This window comes from Chryseobacterium tongliaonense, from assembly GCF_041224435.1.
Classification (GTDB): Bacteria; Bacteroidota; Bacteroidia; order Flavobacteriales; family Weeksellaceae; genus Chryseobacterium; species Chryseobacterium tongliaoense.
The window spans coordinates 96,584-115,318 of the sequence record NZ_JBGFFD010000004.1 but is presented as its reverse complement, the minus strand read 5'-3'; the positions used below and the strand labels follow the sequence as shown (position 1 = coordinate 115,318).

Genomic DNA, 18,735 nt, shown 5'->3' with positions numbered 1-18,735 from the left:
ACCATGGGAAGAAACTACGAAAGTTTGGAAGAATTAAGGAGAAAGAAAAAACTACTGAAGTCAGAAATCGGTGATCTGGAAAACCTTCTTACTTTTAAAAATACTAAAGAAAGCCTGAGTGCTTTTACCAATGGTTTAACAGATCAGTATTTACAGGAAAAGGTAGATGAAGACGGTGATGAAAGAGTGGTTTTGAGAAAAGACGTTATTGCCAAACAGCTTACGTCTGAAGTTAAAGATATTCTGATCAGTAAAAATACGGCAATGGGAATTGCAAGCTCGGCATTCAGTGGTAATGCCTTAGACAGTATTATAAGATTGGGGGCTACTGCGCTGGTTGGAAATTATGCCAAGAAAAATATGAGCAGCTCTAACTGGAAGAAAAAAATACTTGGGGCAGCTATGATCTACCTTGCTCCTATCGCACTCAAATTTATCCGTAAAAAGCTTGAAAGCTATCAAAAGAATAAAAGTGTTTCCAGTCTGGAACAATTGATATAGAAACAAATTAGAAACTAGAGGTTAGAAGTTAGTGTAAGCCATGTATAATCAGGTTTCAACTAATTTCCGGCCTCTTATTTGGAAAATAGCTGACCGAGAATAATTCCGGCTGCCATTGATACATTCAGACTTTCTGTAGACTGGGAATTCCCGAATCTTGGTATACTTATCCTTTTATGAAGCAATTGTTCCGTTTCCGGCCTCATTCCGTTTCCTTCGTTTCCTAAAATTAAATTCATTTTCTGAGGCTTTTCAAAACGATAAATAATTTCACCCTCCATATCGGTACCGATATTGATATTCTGTGTTTCCGAAAGGTATTCTACGAGATTGCAATACACCATATTCACTCTTGTAAAAGATCCCATGCTTGCCTGAATCACTTTAGGATTGTAAAAATCAACAGTGTCTTCACTACAGATGATCTGCTCTATTCCGAACCAGTCGGCAAGCCGGATGATTGTTCCTAAATTTCCGGGATCCTGAATTCCATCGAGTACTAACTGAATATTGAGATCTCCCAGCTTTTCCTCTGGATTGAGATAACATATAGCCACAGAATCCTTAGGCGTTTTTAGGAAACTGATTTTTTTTAACTCATTATCAGAGATATGAGTAACCGGAATATCTGTACGGTCCAATTTTTGTGGATCGGTAGATAAAATTTCTTTAATTTTAAATTTAGAATTAAAAAGTTCACAAATGATTTTATTACCTTCAACCAAAAACAAATTGTATTTTTGTCTGAACTTCTTTTTATCTAAAGACTGTAAAATTTTTATTGTATGAGCTGTAAGCATTATAAGAATTCTCCTCAAAAATATTATAAAATTATATCATTTGCAACATTTGTTGGTCTCCTTTATGCTTGTAGTACCACTAAAAAGGTTCCGGATGGTCAATATCTGCTTACGGAAAATAAATTTGAGTTCGAAGATAAAAAACAGGCCTTTGACAGTGAATTAAAGGGTTATGTTCAGCAAAAACCCAATAAAAAGCAGTTTCTTTTTATGCCGTTAAGTTTGTGGCTATACAATGCCGCCAACCCTAAATACGACACCATCCTTAATGAATACATGACGTATCCGAGGGAGATGAGAACCCAAAAGCTGAGAGATTCCCTTTTCATTAAATATAATATGAAAAGCAGTGTGGGAAAAAGCCTGCTTTTAGACAGATTATATCACAACTGGGGTTCTCCGCCTGTCATTCTTGATGAAACAAAAGTTGAGAAAGGTGCTGAATCAATTGAAAAAAGGCTTACTTACAGAGGCTACTGGGATTCAGAAGTTAAGTTTAAAACCAAGATGGATTCTGCGGCAAAAAAAGCAGCCGTAACCTATTACATCACGCATAATGATCCTACTTATATCAAGGAGTATTATTACAATATTCCCGATCCGGTAGTTAAAAATATCTATCAGCAGAAAATTCATGAAACGCATGTAAGAGCCGGGCAGGTACTTGATCAGACCGTTCTTGAAAAAGAAGTCAACAGGATCAATGACCTGATGAGGGATTACGGATATTATAAATTTAATAATTTCAATGATGAGATTTATTTCGTAGCCGATTCCCTGAAAAGCAGAAAACAGGTTCCCCTCACCCTGGAAATCCATAAAGACTCTCTTAACAGAGCTTATAAGGTGGCTACAATAGGTAATATAGACGTTGCCATTGTTGATGAAGCCAGCGATTTCCCTAAAAATACAACCAAAGACAGCCTTAGAGGTATACGTTTCCATAAAATGAATGATCAGTATAAGACATCGTCAATATGGAGAACCATTACAGTAGGACATAAACAGATTTATGACCAGAAAAAGCTGGATCTTACCAAAAGGAATATCCTGTCGATGAATAATTTCAGTATCCTGAAAGCAAAAGATTCTTTACGACGCGGTGGCGGAACTGCTCCCAATGACAGTATTATTGATGTTTTATACTTATTAAAACCACTTCCGAAATATGAATTAAAAGTAGGAACTGATGTCAATTATTCCCAGCTGTTAAATCTTGGGGTTTCTCCTTCCGTAGATCTTACCACCAGAAATGTATTTAAAGGGGCGGAAAACCTATCAACAAGCCTTTCCGGAACATTCGGTTCCATAAGAAGTACAAAAGATATCAGTAAAAGAGTACTGGCTTATGAAATATCTGCCCAGGCTTCCCTGAATTTCCCCAGATTGTTGCTTCCTTTTAATTATTACAAACTGATTCCGAAACGATACAGCCCTACTTCATCCATCGTTCTGGGAGCAGCAATACAGAACAATATCGGTTTAGGAAGAGTTAACTTCAATACAGGATTGAATTATCTGGCTACGGTAAACGACAAAGTATCACACAGGCTGACGTTGTTTAACACGCAACTGAGTTTAACTAAGAATAAAGACGCTTATTATGATTATTTCACTAATGACAATATCATAAGAAAAGAGATTTTCGACAGTTACTTTGCTTATAATCCTGCAGCCGGAACGGCATTCAATTCCGGGCAAACAACCATTGATCAGGTTTCGCAGCAGATCATTGAAGATATGGGATATGTATCTACTCTCGATCAATCCGGAGCTAACCGTCTCGTTGCCTTTTTAGGAACATTGGTTAATAAAGACAGACAAACCCAGGATGTTCTTATTTCTTCGATGATCTATAATTTTGTTTATAATGAAATCGGTAAAAAAGATTATCCCAATGCCTTTTATTTTAACGGAAAAGTAGAACTCGCAGGTAATATTTTAAGCATCTTCAATCAGCGAAGAGACGATGGCGGCGGAATTATTACCAGCCCGCAGAGAACTATTTTCGGAGTTCCTTATGCACAGTTTGTAAAATTTGATTTTGATGTAAGAAAATATTTTAAATTCAACGGAAACCAGACCCTGGTTCTTCGTCAGTTTGTAGGAGTGGGAATCCCATACGGAAACTCAACTTCCATGCCGGTGATCAGGTCTTATTTTAACGGAGGTTCAAATGACATCAGAGCCTGGGTAGCATTCGGAGGCCTTGGTCCTGCCGATTCTCAGGTTGATGAAAGAGTTCGTACCTACATGACCGACAATTTAAAGCTAACCACCAATATTGAATACCGTGTTCCGTTTAACGATATGTATGAAGGAGCCATCTTTACAGATATCGGGAATACCTGGAGTCTCCGTAATTATAATGACGGATACGGAGATGAGTTTAAATTCAATAAATTCCTGGGTCAGGTGGGTATCGGTAGCGGATTCGGATTAAGGGTAAATGTAGCTTATATCACACTAAGACTTGATTTCGCTTATAAAATTTATGATCCTAACAAACCTGATGGTGACCGATGGAGATTTAAGGATTTCCAGCCTTTTAAACCTACACTGAATATTGCTTTCGGATATCCTTTCTAATCCGGGGAAATTCCTAAAAGAAAATAAACTACAGCAATCACTCTGGCGAGCACTTCCCTGGTTTGATTTCTGTAGAAACTTTCGGGCTTTGTGACATCCTGGGCATCAAAGCCTAAAGCATTCATATTATTGTTTCGGGCAAAGAATAACGCCCGCAGATTGTGAAACCCTTGTGAAACAATGATCACATTATTTTCTTTGTAAACATCTTTACAACGGAGAATGCTTTTATAAGTATTAAATCCTTTCGGATCTTCAACAATAATTTCTTCAGGAACTCCTTCCTGGTAAATCAGGTAATTTTTCATGGCTGCAGGTTCATTGTAGCCTTTACTTTTTTCACCGCTTACAATTATCTTCCTGATCTTTCCGTGATGATAAAGCAATGCCACAGCATCCATCCGTTTTGTAAAATACGGGTTTGAGGCTCCCGATCTCATTTTAGGTGAGGTCCCGAGTACAAGAGCAACTTCCCGGGGCGGAATCTTTGAAATTTTGGTATACGTTCTTCCGTTAGTGAGGCCAAAAACCCAGGCATTGGCCATACATATCAGCAAAATACCAATTTCTGCTGATAAAATAATAAGACGATATATGTTCCTTACGATTCTCAAATAAGATCAAAGTTAAGTTTTATTTTCTTTGTTTTGGCAATAGACATACATGCCAGTATTTTCCCCTGTTGCTCCTCTTTCTCCGTAAGATATTCATTTTCCAGCAATTCAACTTCCCCTTCTTCCAGAAAACATTCGCAGCTTCCGCAAATCCCGGATTTACATGAATAAGGAACAGGAAAATTCTGAACCAATAACTGTTGGAGAATTTTCTCTTTATTGTTGGGAAACTCTGTCTCGTAATCTTTTCCAAACATGGTAAATTCTACTTTTACCGCTTCAATTAAAGGAAATTCTTTTTCTATAGGATAAATGTCGTCATTATATTCTTCAAAAAGTTCAAAATGAATATTTTTTTTCGGGATTCCGTGATGATAGCAGGCATTGGCAAGTGTTTTAATCATCTCTCCTTTTCCGCAGATCAGGACATCATCTACTGCATCCCAGATCGTTGACTCTTCATCTGTATCATCAAGATGCAGGATCTGATTGATAATTAAATGTAATTTTTTTTCATCCAGTCTCCCGTAAAAAAACTGATCAGCCGTTTTTTCCTGAGAAAAGAAATAAAAAATCTGCAGCCTGTCACCGCATGTCCTGGCAAGATTATCCAGTAAATCCCTATAAATTAGATCCTCCGAATTTTTATTTCCGAAGAATAAAAACAGCCTGGTTCTTGGCTCATTGTGAAGAATATTTTTAAAATGACTTAATATAGGCGTAATTCCTATTCCTGCGGCAAAACCAACGATCGTCCTGAATTCACTTGGCTTTGAAACCAATGTAAACCTTCCGGAAGGTTCACTTACCAATAATTCATCGCCTACATTATAATTTTTAAATAATTGAAAAGTTGCTCCTTCCTGAGAAGTAACCCTTATTCCCAGACATATTTTTTTTTCGTACGGAGCTGAAGTCATCGAATAATCATTAATGACATCTGTACCGTGAGATTGAAATTTTACACTTACAAATTGACCGGCATCAAACTTAAAATTCTCCTTCAAATTCTCAGGAATCTCAAATTCCAGAGAAAAAGTATTTTTGGTCAGTTCTTCCTTTTTCGCTATTTTTAGCCAATGAAACTGCGTTAGTTTCCCTTTATAGATTTGTTGTTCCATACTTCAATTCAAAAATAGATAAAAAAATAATTATGAAGAAGATAATTTTATCCACGCTTATCCTGATTTCACTCTCCGCCTGCAAAAAAGAAATCCAGAAAACAGATGATACCACTCCCCCTGCAGACTCAACTACTGTCGCAGAAAACCCAGGTTCTGAAAACACGGTTTACTTTTCTCCGGAAGTTTCACCGGAAAACGTAGGTAAATATCTTGCAACAAAAAATGACACTTTATACGTTACCAATTTTTTTGCAACCTGGTGCGGCCCATGTATGAGAGAAATTCCTCATTTTAAGAAGAAAATAGAAGAATTAAAAGGAAAACCCGTAAAGTTTACTTTCATCAACCTGGATGATCAATCGGAATGGAACAGTTCAGTGAAAAAGTTTGCTGAAGAAAACAACCTCACTAAAAATATTATTTTGGTAGACGGGAAAAAGCTGGACCAGAATTTCTTTGCTTCCAATTTTAAACAATGGGACGGCGGTTCAATTCCTTTTACCTATATGAGAAAAGGAGATAAAACCGAAGAATTTTTAGGCATGATGACCGAAGAAGAATTAGATAAAAAACTTAATTCTCTTTTAAAATAAATTTTACAGAATTCTTTCTGAATAATGTCAAATCAATTTAAAATCCTGTGTTTATTATTTTTAATCGCCATTATTATTACCGCGATTATTAATCTGAACACAGGATTTTTAAGTTTAGGTATTCACGATTTCTTTTATGATTCCGCGAATACCCAAATTGCTGAAATCCGTGTTAACCGAGTATTGGTAATGCTTTTAGCCGGAATTTCAATTCCTACTTCAGGATTCCTGATGCAGGAATATTTTCAGAATCCACTGGCAGGACCGGATATTCTGGGAATTACTTCAGTAGCTAGTTTATCCGTTGCATTTTATATTTTCTTTTCGCACAATATTCTGCTGCCCGAATTTCTGCAAAACAGCTTTCTCAGTTTATCAGCAATTGCCGGAAGTTTGCTTTTGATGCTGATTTTATTGTCCATGTCCAATAAATTTCAGGATAAATCTTACCTTATCATTTTCGGGTTTCTCGTATCTGCGTTTGCCGGAGCTATTGTTTCCCTGCTTCAGTTCTATGCCGAAAATCAAAGCCTGAAAAACTATATTCTATGGTCTTTCGGAGCCAACAATATGGTCACCGGAAATCAAGTTAAGGTTTTATCAGTTTTAGTTTTAATCGGATTATTTATTTGTTTCAAGACCATAAAACCTCTGATAGGAAATTCTTTAGGAAGCTCATATGCGCAAAGCCTCGGAGTGAATTTAAAACAGCTGAAACTTCTGATCATTGTAGCTTCTTCCCTTCTGTCGGCATCCGTTACCGCTTTTCTGGGGCCTATTTTATTTATCGGAATTATTGTACCGCATTTTTGCAGACTGATCTATAATCCTGCAAAGCTGTGGCAGCAATGGATCTTAAATATGTTTTTAGGAATGTTGATCATGCTTGTGTTTTCAATCATTGCGGAGAAGACTCAGATCCCGTTGAATGTGATAAGCTCTATTTTTGGAATTCCTGTGATTTTGATGATGCTTTTGAAACAAAATAAAATATGACAGGTTAATCGCAAAGACGCGATTTTTATTTTTAAGGTGTATATTTAAGACGCAAGGATTTTTATTTTAATCAATTAAAACTTGCCGAAAATCTTTGATTTTCCTGCGCCTTAAAAACAACAATAAGGTCAAAACTTAGCGCCTTTGCGATTAACAAAAAACACAACACACAAATGACAGAAAATGAATTATCAAAAATTGTTTTTGAAACCGGATTAAAGATTCACAAAAAGCTTGGAGCAGGATTATTCGAAAGTGTATATGAGGAATGTATATTTTATGAACTCAAAAAAGCAGACCTGTTAGTGGAAAAACAAAAATTGCTTTCAATAGTTTATGAAGAATTGAAAATTGAAAATGCTTTCAGACTGGATATGATTGTTGAAAATAAATTAATATTAGAAATAAAAGCAGTTGAATACATTAATCCTAGTCACAAAGCCCAGCTTTTAACTTATCTTAAAATGACAGGATGTAAATTGGGATTGTTAATAAACTTTCAAACAGATATCTTTAAAAATGGTGTTACAAGAATAGTAAACGGATTATGAATTTGACCTGTCAAATTTTTGCGCCTTAAAACATAATTTAGTAAAATAAAAATAGCGTCTTTGCGATTAACAAAACATGCACCTACAAATCAGACAAGCCAATATAGGCTACAGCAAAACTCTTATTTCAGATGCCAATGCCCATTTGAACCTGGGAGATGTATGCCTTTTGATTGGAAATAACGGTGTAGGAAAAACAACTTTAATCAAATCTATTCTTCATCAGATTCCCTTGATGAGCGGAGAAATTTTAATTAACCATACCAATGTAAAGAATCTTTCCGTTAAAGAAATTGCAGAAAATATTGCTGTCGTTTTCTCAAAGTCAATTATACCGCAGAATTATACAGTGGAAGATCTTATCTCGTTGGGAAAATACATTTACTACCCTTATTATTTTGAATTAAAAAAAGAAGACAGGGGCGAAGTTTCAACAATAATTAAGGAACTGGAATTAGAACAGTACCAGTATACTCTTCTTAAAAACCTTTCCGATGGAAATCTTCAGAAAGCATTTATTGGAAGGGCTTTAACCCAAAACTCCCCTATTATCATTCTGGATGAACCAACAACCCATCTGGATGAAAAAAATAAAATTATCATCCTTAAAACCCTTAGGAAACTGGCAAAAGAACAGAACAAGCTAATCCTTTTTTCTTCCCACGACTGGCGTTTGGCAAAAGAATTTGCCGATAAAATCTGGTATGTAAAAGATAACTGTCTCTATTCGGGAATTGTTGAAGATGTTCTTCTGCAACATGAAGAACTTACTAATACTTCTTTATTTCAGGTCAATGAAAAATTCGTTGCCCCTCAAATTTCAGCACCTGCCATTCAAAAGGAAATGCTGTATTCTTTACTGCAGAAAAACTTTCAAAAAGACTTTTCTTCCTTCAATTTTGAGTTTGAGAATAGCTTTTGGGTTATTTCATATCAAGGCTACAAATACCAATGTGAATCTTTCGAAGAAATAGTTAATTCTATCAAAAACATTCATTAATACAGCGTTTTCTTTAATTATCTCACATACTATGCATGCATAGTATTATGCTTGTCATACAATTTAATCTACTTAATATCAGGTTATTAACAATAATTTAACGTTAGTAAATACTATGCATGCATAATATTTACTAAATTTGATAAAACCCATTTCAACAAAAATGATGGATAATAATAAGGATAAAATAGAAAACGTAGATTTAATTTTAAAGCAGACCTGGTTGGCTGTTTCTAAAATGTACACAGAACTTGCCCAGGAACATGATTCTACGGCTGTTCAGGCCCTTACTCTCCTCAAAATAGACCCGAAAGAAGGAACAAGAAGTACCAATCTGGGCCCTAAAATGGCCATTGAGCCTACTTCTTTAACGAGAATCATCAAGCTTCTGGAAGATAACGGCTATATCTATAAGGAAAAAACCACAACGGATAAAAGAGAAGTTATCATCAAGCTTACTGATAAAGGTTTAAATTCAAGAAATCTTTCAAAAGAAGTGGTTGTCAACTTTAACAAGAAGGTCATGGAAAAGATTGCTCCTGAAAAAATGGAAACCTTTAAGGAAGTCATGAATGAGGTCATGAAAATCGCCAACGAATTATTAAATAACAGAAAATAAATTTTAATGGAACCATATGGTTGCATATGATCTTATTAATAATAAAAATTTACATATGAAAAGAAGAATCAAACACGTAACGGTTCTTGGTTCAGGAATTATGGGAAGCGGTATAGCAGCGCATTTCGCCAATATCGGCGTTGAAGTATTGCTTTTGGATATCGTTCCTTTTGAATTGACTGAAGCTGAACAGAAAAAAGGTTTGACCAAAGATGATAAAGCAGTAAGAAACAGAATTGCTGCCGAAAACTTTGAAAAACTGAAAAAAGCAAGTCCCGCACTACTCTATTCACCAAAATTTGCAGACAGGATTAAAGTAGGAAATTTTGATGATGATTTACCGAAAATCAAAAATACAGACTGGATCATTGAAGTAGTTGTAGAAAGGCTTGACATCAAAAAATCAGTTTATGAAAAAATTGAACAGTTCAGAAAACCGGGAACATTAATTTCTTCTAATACTTCCGGAATTCCTATTCATTTATTAACTGAAGGAAGAAGTGATGATTTCAAACATTATTTTGCAGGAACCCACTTCTTTAACCCTGTAAGATATCTTCCCCTTTTAGAAATTATCCCTACCAATGATACTGCTCCCGAGATTGTAGATTTCTATATGAATTACGGAGCGAAATTCTTAGGTAAAACCACCGTTTTAGCAAAAGATACTCCGGCATTTATCGCTAACAGAATCGGAGTTTTCTCGATGATGGATTTACTTCACAATGTTCAGAAATTAGGCTTAACTGTTTCTGAAGTTGATAAATTGACCGGTCCTGTAATCGGACGTCCGAAATCTGCAACATTCAGAACAGCTGATGTTGTAGGTCTGGATACTTTGGTAATGGTTGCCAACGGCGTTCGTCAAAGCGGTGCCGAAGCCAATAATTTCAATGATGTTTTTGCCCTTCCTGATTATATCCAGAAAATGATGGATAATAAATGGTTAGGTTCTAAAACCGAGCAGGGTTTCTACAAAAAAGTAAAAAATGCAGAAGGAAAATCTGAAATTCACGGATTGAATCTTGATACTTTAGAATACGAGCTTCAGGGGAAATCTTCTTTCCCTACTTTGGAATTAACGAAAAACATCGACAAACCGATTGACAGATTTAAAGTGTTGATCGGAGGAAAAGATAAAGCAGGAGAACTTTACAGAAAATCTCTGGGCGCATTATTCGCTTATGTTTCCCATAAAGTTCCTGAAATCTCCGATGAAGTTTACAAAATTGATGACGCTATGAGAGCAGGCTTCGGATGGGAAAACGGTCCGTTTGAAATCTGGGATGCTGTTGGAGTGACAAAAGGGATCGAACTGGCAAAAGACGCCGGTTATGAAGTGTCAGACTGGGCAAAATCTCTTGCTGAAAAAGGCGAAAAATTCTATAAGGTCAATAATGAAGGCCAAAGCATCTATTATGATAAAAACACCGGAAACTACAACAATATTCCGGGACAGGATGCTTTTATTATTTTAGATAATATCAGAAAAAACAAAACCCTTTGGAGTAATTCCGGAGCTGCCATCGAAGATCTCGGAGACGGAATTATCAACTTTGAGATCCGCTCCAAAATGAATTCTCTTGGAGGCGAAGTTCTTGACGGATTAAACAGGGCTATTGATTTGGCTGAAAAAGAATATGACGGTTTGGTAATCGGAAATCAGGGCACAAATTTCTCCGTCGGAGCAAACCTTGCCATGATCTTAATGATGGCTATCGAGCAGGACTGGGATGATCTGAATATGGCTATTGCTTACTTCCAGAAATCAATGATGAGAGTTCGCTACTCTTCTATTCCGGTGGTGGTTGCCCCTCACGGAATGACCCTTGGTGGTGGCTGTGAAATGACAATGCACGCAGACCGAGTGGTTGCAGCAGCCGAAACTTATATCGGTCTTGTGGAAACAGGAGTTGGTGTAATTCCCGGTGGTGGCGGAACTAAAGAGTTGACGTTAAGAACTTCCAGAGAATTCCACACTGATGATGTAAAAAACAACAGACTTCGTGAAGCTTTCATGAATATCGCGATGGGAAAAGTAGCTACATCAGCCTATGAAGCTTATGATATGGGAATCCTTGAAAAAGGAAAAGACATTGTATCCGTAAGCAAAAACAGACAGATTGCAGAAGCTAAGAAAGTGGCAAAATTACTGGCAGAACAAGGCTATACACAACCTATCGAACAAAGCGTAAAAGTTTTAGGAAAAGATGCATTAGGAATGTTCTACGTAGGAACAGACCAGATGCTCACCGGGAACTTCATCTCTGAACACGACAAGAAAATTGCCGATAAGCTGGCAAACGTAATGGTCGGCGGAAATCTTTCCGAACCAACCGTTGTGACTGAACAATACCTGCTGAACCTTGAAAGAGAAACATTCTTACAACTTTGTGGCGAAAGAAAAACTTTAGAGAGAATTCAGTACATGTTACAGAATGGAAAACCATTAAGAAACTAGATTTTTCTGTAAAATGTAAAAAGTATTAATGTATTTACGATGCACAATTTTAGAGATTTAGAAGTATGGACAAAATCGATGAAACTTTGTAAATTATTTTACCTGGCTTCAAACGATTTTCCTAAAGATGAAATGTTTGGACTTACCTCTCAATCAAGGAGAAGTCTTTACTCTATTCCTTCTAATATTGCAGAAGGTGCAGGCCGTGATACCAATGCTCAGTTTTCACACTTTCTGAATATTGCCTTAGGTTCTTCATTTGAATTTGAAACTCAGATATTAATTGCTAATGATTTAGGTTTCTTCAGAAATGATGACTTTAATATTATTTATTCAGCAATAAAGCATATACAAAACATGCTCGCAAAATTGAAACAAAAATTTAATACTCAAGCATTTTAAGTCATAAATACATTTTACATAAATACTTTAATACAAAAAAATGAAACAAGCATATATAATAAAAGGATACAGAACCGCAGTAGGTAAAGCACCTAAAGGTTCCCTTCGCTTTACCCGTCCCGATGTAATGGCGGCAACCGTAATTGAAAAATTAATGGCTGAACTTCCGCAATTGGATAAAAACAGGATTGACGACCTTATCGTAGGAAACGCAATGCCGGAAGCTGAACAGGGCTTAAACGTCGCCCGTTTGATTTCTTTAATGGGATTAAATACAGATAAAGTTCCCGGAGTTACGGTTAACAGATATTGTGCATCAGGAAGTGAGGCGATTGCGATTGCTTCTGCAAAAATTCAGGCAGGAATGGCTGATTGCATCATTGCAGGAGGAACAGAATCGATGTCTTATATCCCGATGGGTGGCTACAAACCGGTCCCGGAAACGGATATTGCAAAAACCAATCCTGATTATTATTGGGGAATGGGTTATACTGCAGAAGAAGTGGCCAAACAATATAACATTACAAGAGAAGAACAGGACCAGTTTGCTTTTGAATCCCATATGAAAGCTTTAAAAGCCAATCAGGAAGGTAGATTTGCCAACCAGATCGTTCCGATTCCTGTAGAATATAATTTCCTGGATGAAAATCAGAAAATGCAGACTAAAAAGTTTGATTTTTCAGTGGATGAAGGTCCGAGAGCAGATACTTCGTTACAGGGTTTAGCTAAACTGAGACCCGTATTTGCGAATGGTGGAAGCGTTACAGCCGGAAACTCTTCTCAGATGAGTGACGGGGCAGCTTTTGTTGTCGTAATGAGCGAAGAGATGGTGAAAGAATTAGGTCTTGAACCGGAAGCAAGACTGGTAGCCTATGCAGCAGCCGGACTTGAACCGAGAATTATGGGAATGGGACCGATTTATGCCATTCCAAAAGCTCTTAAACAGGCTGGTTTAGAATTAAAAGATATTGAACTGATCGAACTGAATGAAGCTTTCGCATCACAATCTGTCGCTATTAAAAAAGAATTAGGTTTAAATCCTGATATTTTAAACGTTAACGGAGGAGCAATCGCGCTTGGTCACCCACTTGGTTGCACAGGAACAAAATTAACCGTTCAGCTTCTTGACGAAATGAGAAAACGCGGAAACAAATACGGTATGGTTTCCATGTGCGTCGGAACGGGTCAGGGAGCCGCTTCGATTTTTGAATTATTATAACTAAAAAATTACAAAATATAATGACTACACTTAATAAAACATTAAAAGGTGGCGAATTCTTAATTAAAGAAATTCCTGCTAATGAAATATTTTCTTTGGAAGAACTTTCTGAAGAACAAAAAATGCTTCGTGATTCTGCGAAAGAATTTATAGATAGAGAAGTTATTCCACAGCATGATCGTTTTGAGAAAAAAGATTACGCTTTGACAGAAGAAAAAATGCGTCAGCTGGGCGAAATGGGACTATTAGGAATCACTGTCCCAGAAGAATATGGTGGGCTTGGAATGGGATTCGTAAGTACAATGCTGGCTTGCGATTATGTTTCAGGAGGAAACGGTTCATTAGCAACAGCCTACGGAGCTCATACAGGAATCGGAACACTGCCTACTCTGCTTTACGGAAGCGAAGAACTAAAAAAGAAATACCTTCCGGATTTAGCCGCCGGAACAAAATTCGGTGCGTATTGCCTGACTGAACCGGATGCCGGTTCTGATGCCAATTCAGGAAAAACAAGAGCAAGATTATCTGAAGATGGAAAACATTACATCATCAACGGACAAAAAATGTGGATTTCCAATGCAGGTTTTGCAGATACTTTCACTTTGTTTGCGAAAATTGATGATGATAAAAACATAACGGGCTTTGTCATTAATCGTTCTGAATTAGAAGATCCGAACAGTTTATCATTTGGTGAAGAAGAACACAAACTGGGTATTCGTTCGTCTTCAACACGTCAGGTTTTCTTCAATGATATGAAAATTCCTGTAGAAAATATGTTGGGTGAAAGAAACAACGGCTTCAAAATCGCTTTGAATGCATTGAATGTTGGCAGAATTAAATTAGCTGCTGCGAATCTCGATGGGCAAAGAAGAATTTTAAATCATTCTATTCAATATTCAAATGAGAGAAAACAATTTGGTGTTTCTATCTCGACTTTCGGAGCAATCAGAAAGAAAATTGCAGAAATGTCAACCGGAGTTTTCGTGAGTGAAGCAGGTTCTTACCGTTTAGCAAAAAATGTTGAAGATAAAATTGCAGAATTGGTTGCCGGAGGAATGGATCATCAGCAAGCAGAATTAAAAGGTGTTGAAGAATTTGCCGTAGAAGCTTCTATTCTTAAAGTTTTTGTATCAGATCTTACTCAGACTACAGCTGATGAAGGAATTCAAATCTATGGTGGAATGGGATTCTCTGAAGATACACCAATGGAATCTGCATGGAGAGATGCAAGAATCGGAAGAATCTATGAAGGGACCAATGAAATCAACAGACTTCTTGCCGTTGGAATGCTGATTAAGAGAGCAATGAAAGGAGAATTAGATCTTTTATCTCCGGCAATGGCGATCAGCAAAGAACTGATGGGAATCCCTTCGTTCGATGTTCCTGATTATTCTGCATTCATGAGTGAAGAAAAAGCAATTATCGCAAACCTTAAAAAAGTATTCTTAATGGTTTCAGGAGCTGCGCTTCAGAAATATATGATGGATATTGAAAAGCAACAGCATTTATTACTGAACGCTTCAGAAATTCTTAACCAGATCTACATGGCGGAATCTACCATACTGAGAGCTGAAAAACACTTCTCTCCTGATTCTGTGGAAGCTGCAATGGCTCAGCTAAACCTTTACAAAGCTGTTGAGAAAATCACGGTAGCAGCTAAAGAAGGTATTATTTCTTTCGCAGAAGGAGATGAGCAGAGAATGATGCTTTCCGGATTAAGAAGGTTTACAAAATATACCAGTCACCCTAATGTAGTGGCACTGACTGAAAAAATAGCAGCTCATTATATTGCAAAAGGAGCATATTAGTCTTTTAAACATATATTTGATTTTAGAAAACGTCTCATTCTTTGAGGCGTTTTCTTTATAAATTTATTCACAGAAAACCGCTTCCTGAGCTTCTGTACAAGCTGAAACAATTTCTTAACATAAATATGAAAATAAAATCGGTTTAAATGTATCAGAGTTTTAAAGCATTTTTTATTTTTGTATTCTATTTTCCGAGAAAATGACAAAAGAAGAACTACTATATAAAGCAATTAAAATTGCTGACAAAGCACATAAAGGCCAGACCGACAAATACCATGCTCCTTATATTGCTCACGTTATGCGTGTGATGGAATACGGTAAAACAATAGATGAAAAAATTGTAGGTGTTTTACACGATGTTGTGGAAGATCACCCTGCGGAATTCAGCCTGGAATATTTAAGAACTGAAGGTTTCCCCGAATATATTTTATTCGCCATAAGCTGCCTTACCAAATTTGATCCTGAAGAAGATTATGATGACTTTGTAAGAAGAACCGAAAGATCCCCGTTGGCTGTAGCCGTAAAACTGAATGACCTTCGTGACAATATGGACCTGAGAAGGGTAAACCGCGAGCTTACCCCAAAAGACATCAAAAGGTTTAATAAATACCTTAAAGCCTATCATTACCTGATAGAAAAATACTAGCAAAACAAATGACTGATAACCTACCTAAAATCTCATCAGCTTATAAAACTAAGCTGACATCTGCTATTGTATCTATTTCAATATTTTTCCTGCTCTATTTTGTCTTGATCCTTGTCTCTCTTCTGCTTGTTTTCTTATTAGGTTACGGAGCCATAAAGATTTTATCGATTAAAGCGGGATACTTTACTTTTATTGCTGCCATCGGGTTATTCAGCATTGGTATTTTTGTATTTATTTTTTTAGTGAAATTTATTTTCTCCAAAAATCGTTACAGTACAAGGCATCTGATCGAAATCACGCCAAAACATCAGCCCGAACTGTTTGCGATTATTGACGAAATTGTTGCCGAAACAAAAGTACAGAAACCGAAAAAAGTATTTCTTTCACCTGACGTCAACGCAAGTGTAAGTTACAATTCCATATTCTGGAGTATGTTTCTGCCGGTAAAGAAAAACCTTACAATCGGGATGGGGCTGATCAATTCTACAAGTGTTGGCGAGCTGAAAAGTATTTTGGCCCATGAATTCGGGCATTTCTCCCAACGAAGCATGAAAGTAGGCGGCTACGTCAGTCAGGCTGAAAAAATTATCTTTGAAACCGTTTACAACAATAAAGATTATGAAAACTTTATCTTAAATGGTACCGGATATGCTGCATTCAAACTTTTCGGGATGATCTCTGTAGGCTTCATCAGTGTATTTCAATATATTTTAAAAAGTGTTTCCAATTTTCTTTTCAAAAACCACGCTTCCCTGCAAAGAGAAATGGAATATCACGCCGATGCCATTGCCACTTTTATCACCAATCCGAAAGAACAGACTTCTTCCCTTCTGAGATTAGAATTAAGTGATGCTGCATTCAACTATTCTTTTAACTTCTACATCAGTAGCGAGCAGAAATATCTGCCGGAAAATCTTTATGAAAACCAGACGGCTTTAATAAAAATTTTCAGTGAAAGAAATAATCACCCTTACGAAAACGGTTTGCCTAAAGTAGACGTAGATGATTTAAAGCGTTACAATAAAACCAAAATAGAAATTGAAGATCAGTGGTCTTCACATCCGGAAGTAGCCAAAAGAGTGGAGATGATCTGGAAAAATGCAACTCAAAACCGTCCGGAAAATCATGAGCTCGCTAAAAATATCATCCGCGGATTTGATGAGATCTGTAAATCTTTAACAAGCAAATACCTGACTTTACACAGCATTAAAAACATAGGTGAAGTTATTGACGATAACGACAGATTCCTGGAGCTTTACAATGAAAAATACCCGTATTATGAGATGGACAGACGGTTTAACGGCTATTACGAAAGACATAATCCCATATTGGAAGATCCTGAAACTGTCATAAACAAAACTGATTCTTCTGAATTAACCGACTGTTTCAGTGATAAAAATGTGTCTCTGGTTTATGAAAAAGCAGGTATTGAAAGTGATCTGCTTACGTTAAATCAGCTTGCAGCCAATCCTAAAGCATTGAAAACATTTAAGTACAACGGAAAACTGTATAAAGGAAATGAAGCTAAAATTTTAATTCCAAGAGTAACCAAAGAGCTTGAAACCGTAAAAGCAGAATTAGAGAAAAATGATCAGAATATATTTCAGTATTTCTACAATAAAGCAGATGAGCAGAATAAAGAAACCCTTCTTAATAAATACAGAAAAATCGCTGTAATAGACCGTGAATATGATGATTTTAACCAATCGATCAATCAGTTTATCAATCATTTGCAGTTCATGACTGTTCAGCTGCCTTTTGAAGAAATCAGAAAGCACCGGGCTGCCCTACTGAGCCAGGAAAAGCCTTTTAAACAAAAATTAAATGAGTTTATAGAAACTTCCGGCTATAAAGATTTATTAACTGAAGAGAATAAAAATCAGCTGAAACCATTTATTAATTCGGAATACATCTACTTTAATAATGACCGTTATCTTCAGACAGAAGTGGATTCCGTATTTTCTGTTGTCAATGAATATCAGATGATCCTTAATAAAACGTATACCGATTTCAAACTGGAATTATTGAGTTTTCAGGCGGGTTTAGATAAAGCATCTTAATCCGCCCCCGGGAAATCGTAGGTTTTGGTATGATGGCCGGTTCCGTCGATATTGATGTTTAAAGCCAAATAAACAAAATGCAGATTCTTGTTGCCTGCAGCTTCAAATTCCCTTTGCCATAAATATCCGGAAACAATCCCGAAATAATCATCGATCTGATACCCGAAGCCTCCATACACCCTGTTTCTTGCAAATGTAGGTTTCATAGGGCTTACAAAGAAAATTTCATCGTAGGCATTAGCGAAAACAGTTCCTTTTTTCACTTCTTTTGCATTTAACGGTACACTTACATTAAGACGGTAGCGGTAACGCATTCTCTGAGAACTTCTATCGGTTTTAGGCTCATAAAACCAGCTTTTTTCCACACGGAAACGGTTTTCGAATTTTACAATCCCTTTCTTAATATCGATAATGTCCTGAAGCCAGACCCTGAATTCTTCCCTGCTTAAGCTATGCTCTTTGTAATTGACATATCTTCCGAGACCTACAAAAGGCTTATGATTTTTGGTAAGATTATATCCTAATCCACCCTTTATCTCATAATAATCGGGATAAGTATAATCTTCATTCCCCCGCAACTGTCCTTCCGCATAAATGAAAAATTTCGGATGAAACTTATAGGTGAGAGTCACTGCATTGAAGCTGGAAATATGTTCCTGAGCTTTAAAAAATGTAACACTTAAAAGTAAACTAAGACCTAAAAACAGTTTCATTCAAAAAAATTTTTGCAAAAATATAATATTTAACAGTCC

The 18,735-nt window shown here is 36.5% G+C and carries 17 protein-coding genes; 13 read left to right on the top strand and 4 right to left on the bottom strand.

The window, feature by feature from the left end:
- The first annotated feature begins 3 nt into the window (after positions 1-3).
- Positions 4-501: a phosphoribosyl-ATP pyrophosphatase gene (locus AB8P06_RS10455; RefSeq protein ID WP_369841246.1), complete on the top strand. Its 498-nt coding sequence runs from the start codon at positions 4-6 to the stop codon at positions 499-501.
- A gap of 74 nt (positions 502-575) precedes the next feature.
- Here the strand turns inward: AB8P06_RS10455 and AB8P06_RS10450 are convergent, their stop codons facing one another.
- Positions 576-1,301 (bottom strand): TrmH family RNA methyltransferase, encoded by a 726-nt coding sequence (locus AB8P06_RS10450; protein ID WP_369841244.1) that lies wholly within the window; start codon positions 1,299-1,301, stop codon positions 576-578.
- Between AB8P06_RS10450 and tamL the strand changes: the two genes are divergently transcribed.
- The gene (gene tamL / locus AB8P06_RS10445) at positions 1,287-3,890 is read left to right on the top strand and encodes a translocation and assembly module lipoprotein TamL (RefSeq protein WP_369841242.1); all 2,604 of its coding nucleotides are present in this window, start codon (positions 1,287-1,289) and stop codon (positions 3,888-3,890) included. The genes AB8P06_RS10450 and tamL overlap by 15 nt on opposite strands.
- Here tamL and AB8P06_RS10440 read toward each other — a convergent pair.
- Both AB8P06_RS10440 and AB8P06_RS10435 read right to left on the bottom strand, forming a co-directional pair.
- Positions 3,887-4,435, bottom strand: coding sequence for a SanA/YdcF family protein (locus tag AB8P06_RS10440; RefSeq protein ID WP_369841914.1), 549 nt, complete (start codon positions 4,433-4,435; stop codon positions 3,887-3,889). The two genes, tamL and AB8P06_RS10440, sit on opposite strands and share 4 nt — an antisense overlap.
- Positions 4,436-4,500: 65 nt before the next feature.
- Positions 4,501-5,625 (bottom strand): flavin reductase family protein, encoded by a 1,125-nt coding sequence (locus AB8P06_RS10435; protein ID WP_369841239.1) that lies wholly within the window; start codon positions 5,623-5,625, stop codon positions 4,501-4,503.
- A 32-nt stretch (positions 5,626-5,657) separates the two neighbouring features.
- Here AB8P06_RS10435 and AB8P06_RS10430 point away from each other — a divergent pair, with 32 nt between their 5' ends.
- From AB8P06_RS10430 to AB8P06_RS10380, 11 genes are all read left to right on the top strand, one after another.
- Positions 5,658-6,221 (top strand): TlpA family protein disulfide reductase, encoded by a 564-nt coding sequence (locus AB8P06_RS10430; protein ID WP_369841236.1) that lies wholly within the window; start codon positions 5,658-5,660, stop codon positions 6,219-6,221.
- A gap of 24 nt (positions 6,222-6,245) precedes the next feature.
- The gene (locus AB8P06_RS10425) at positions 6,246-7,217 is read left to right on the top strand and encodes a FecCD family ABC transporter permease (RefSeq protein WP_369841234.1); all 972 of its coding nucleotides are present in this window, start codon (positions 6,246-6,248) and stop codon (positions 7,215-7,217) included.
- Positions 7,218-7,390: 173 nt separating this feature from the next.
- Entirely contained in the window at positions 7,391-7,768 is a 378-nt protein-coding gene (locus AB8P06_RS10420) for a GxxExxY protein (RefSeq protein ID WP_369841232.1), read from the top strand.
- Positions 7,769-7,844: 76 nt separating this feature from the next.
- Positions 7,845-8,768, top strand: a complete 924-nt coding sequence (locus tag AB8P06_RS10415) for an ABC transporter ATP-binding protein (protein WP_369841230.1) — start codon at positions 7,845-7,847, stop codon at positions 8,766-8,768.
- A gap of 166 nt (positions 8,769-8,934) precedes the next feature.
- Entirely contained in the window at positions 8,935-9,387 is a 453-nt protein-coding gene (locus AB8P06_RS10410; protein ID WP_007846612.1) for a MarR family winged helix-turn-helix transcriptional regulator, read from the top strand.
- Positions 9,388-9,442: 55 nt separating this feature from the next.
- Complete coding sequence (locus tag AB8P06_RS10405) at positions 9,443-11,848, top strand: 3-hydroxyacyl-CoA dehydrogenase/enoyl-CoA hydratase family protein (RefSeq protein ID WP_369841228.1); 2,406 nt, start codon at positions 9,443-9,445, stop codon at positions 11,846-11,848.
- Between the two features lie 39 nt (positions 11,849-11,887).
- Positions 11,888-12,250 carry a four helix bundle protein gene (locus AB8P06_RS10400; protein WP_369841225.1) on the top strand — a complete coding sequence of 121 codons (363 nt, stop codon included), beginning with the start codon at positions 11,888-11,890 and terminating at the stop codon, positions 12,248-12,250.
- 40 nt (positions 12,251-12,290) lie between these two features.
- Entirely contained in the window at positions 12,291-13,469 is a 1,179-nt protein-coding gene (locus AB8P06_RS10395; protein WP_369841222.1) for a thiolase family protein, read from the top strand.
- Positions 13,470-13,489: 20 nt separating this feature from the next.
- Positions 13,490-15,277: an acyl-CoA dehydrogenase FadE gene (locus AB8P06_RS10390; protein ID WP_369841219.1), complete on the top strand. Its 1,788-nt coding sequence runs from the start codon at positions 13,490-13,492 to the stop codon at positions 15,275-15,277.
- A 199-nt stretch (positions 15,278-15,476) separates the two neighbouring features.
- Positions 15,477-15,923, top strand: coding sequence for a phosphohydrolase (locus AB8P06_RS10385; protein WP_369841217.1), 447 nt, complete (start codon positions 15,477-15,479; stop codon positions 15,921-15,923).
- Positions 15,924-15,931: 8 nt separating this feature from the next.
- Complete coding sequence (locus AB8P06_RS10380; protein WP_369841214.1) at positions 15,932-17,983, top strand: M48 family metallopeptidase; 2,052 nt, start codon at positions 15,932-15,934, stop codon at positions 17,981-17,983.
- On the opposite strand, the gene AB8P06_RS10375 is transcribed toward AB8P06_RS10380, so the two are convergent.
- Entirely contained in the window at positions 17,980-18,696 is a 717-nt protein-coding gene (locus tag AB8P06_RS10375) for a DUF2490 domain-containing protein (protein ID WP_369841211.1), read from the bottom strand. The genes AB8P06_RS10380 and AB8P06_RS10375 overlap by 4 nt on opposite strands.
- Between the last annotated feature and the right edge of the window lie 39 nt (positions 18,697-18,735).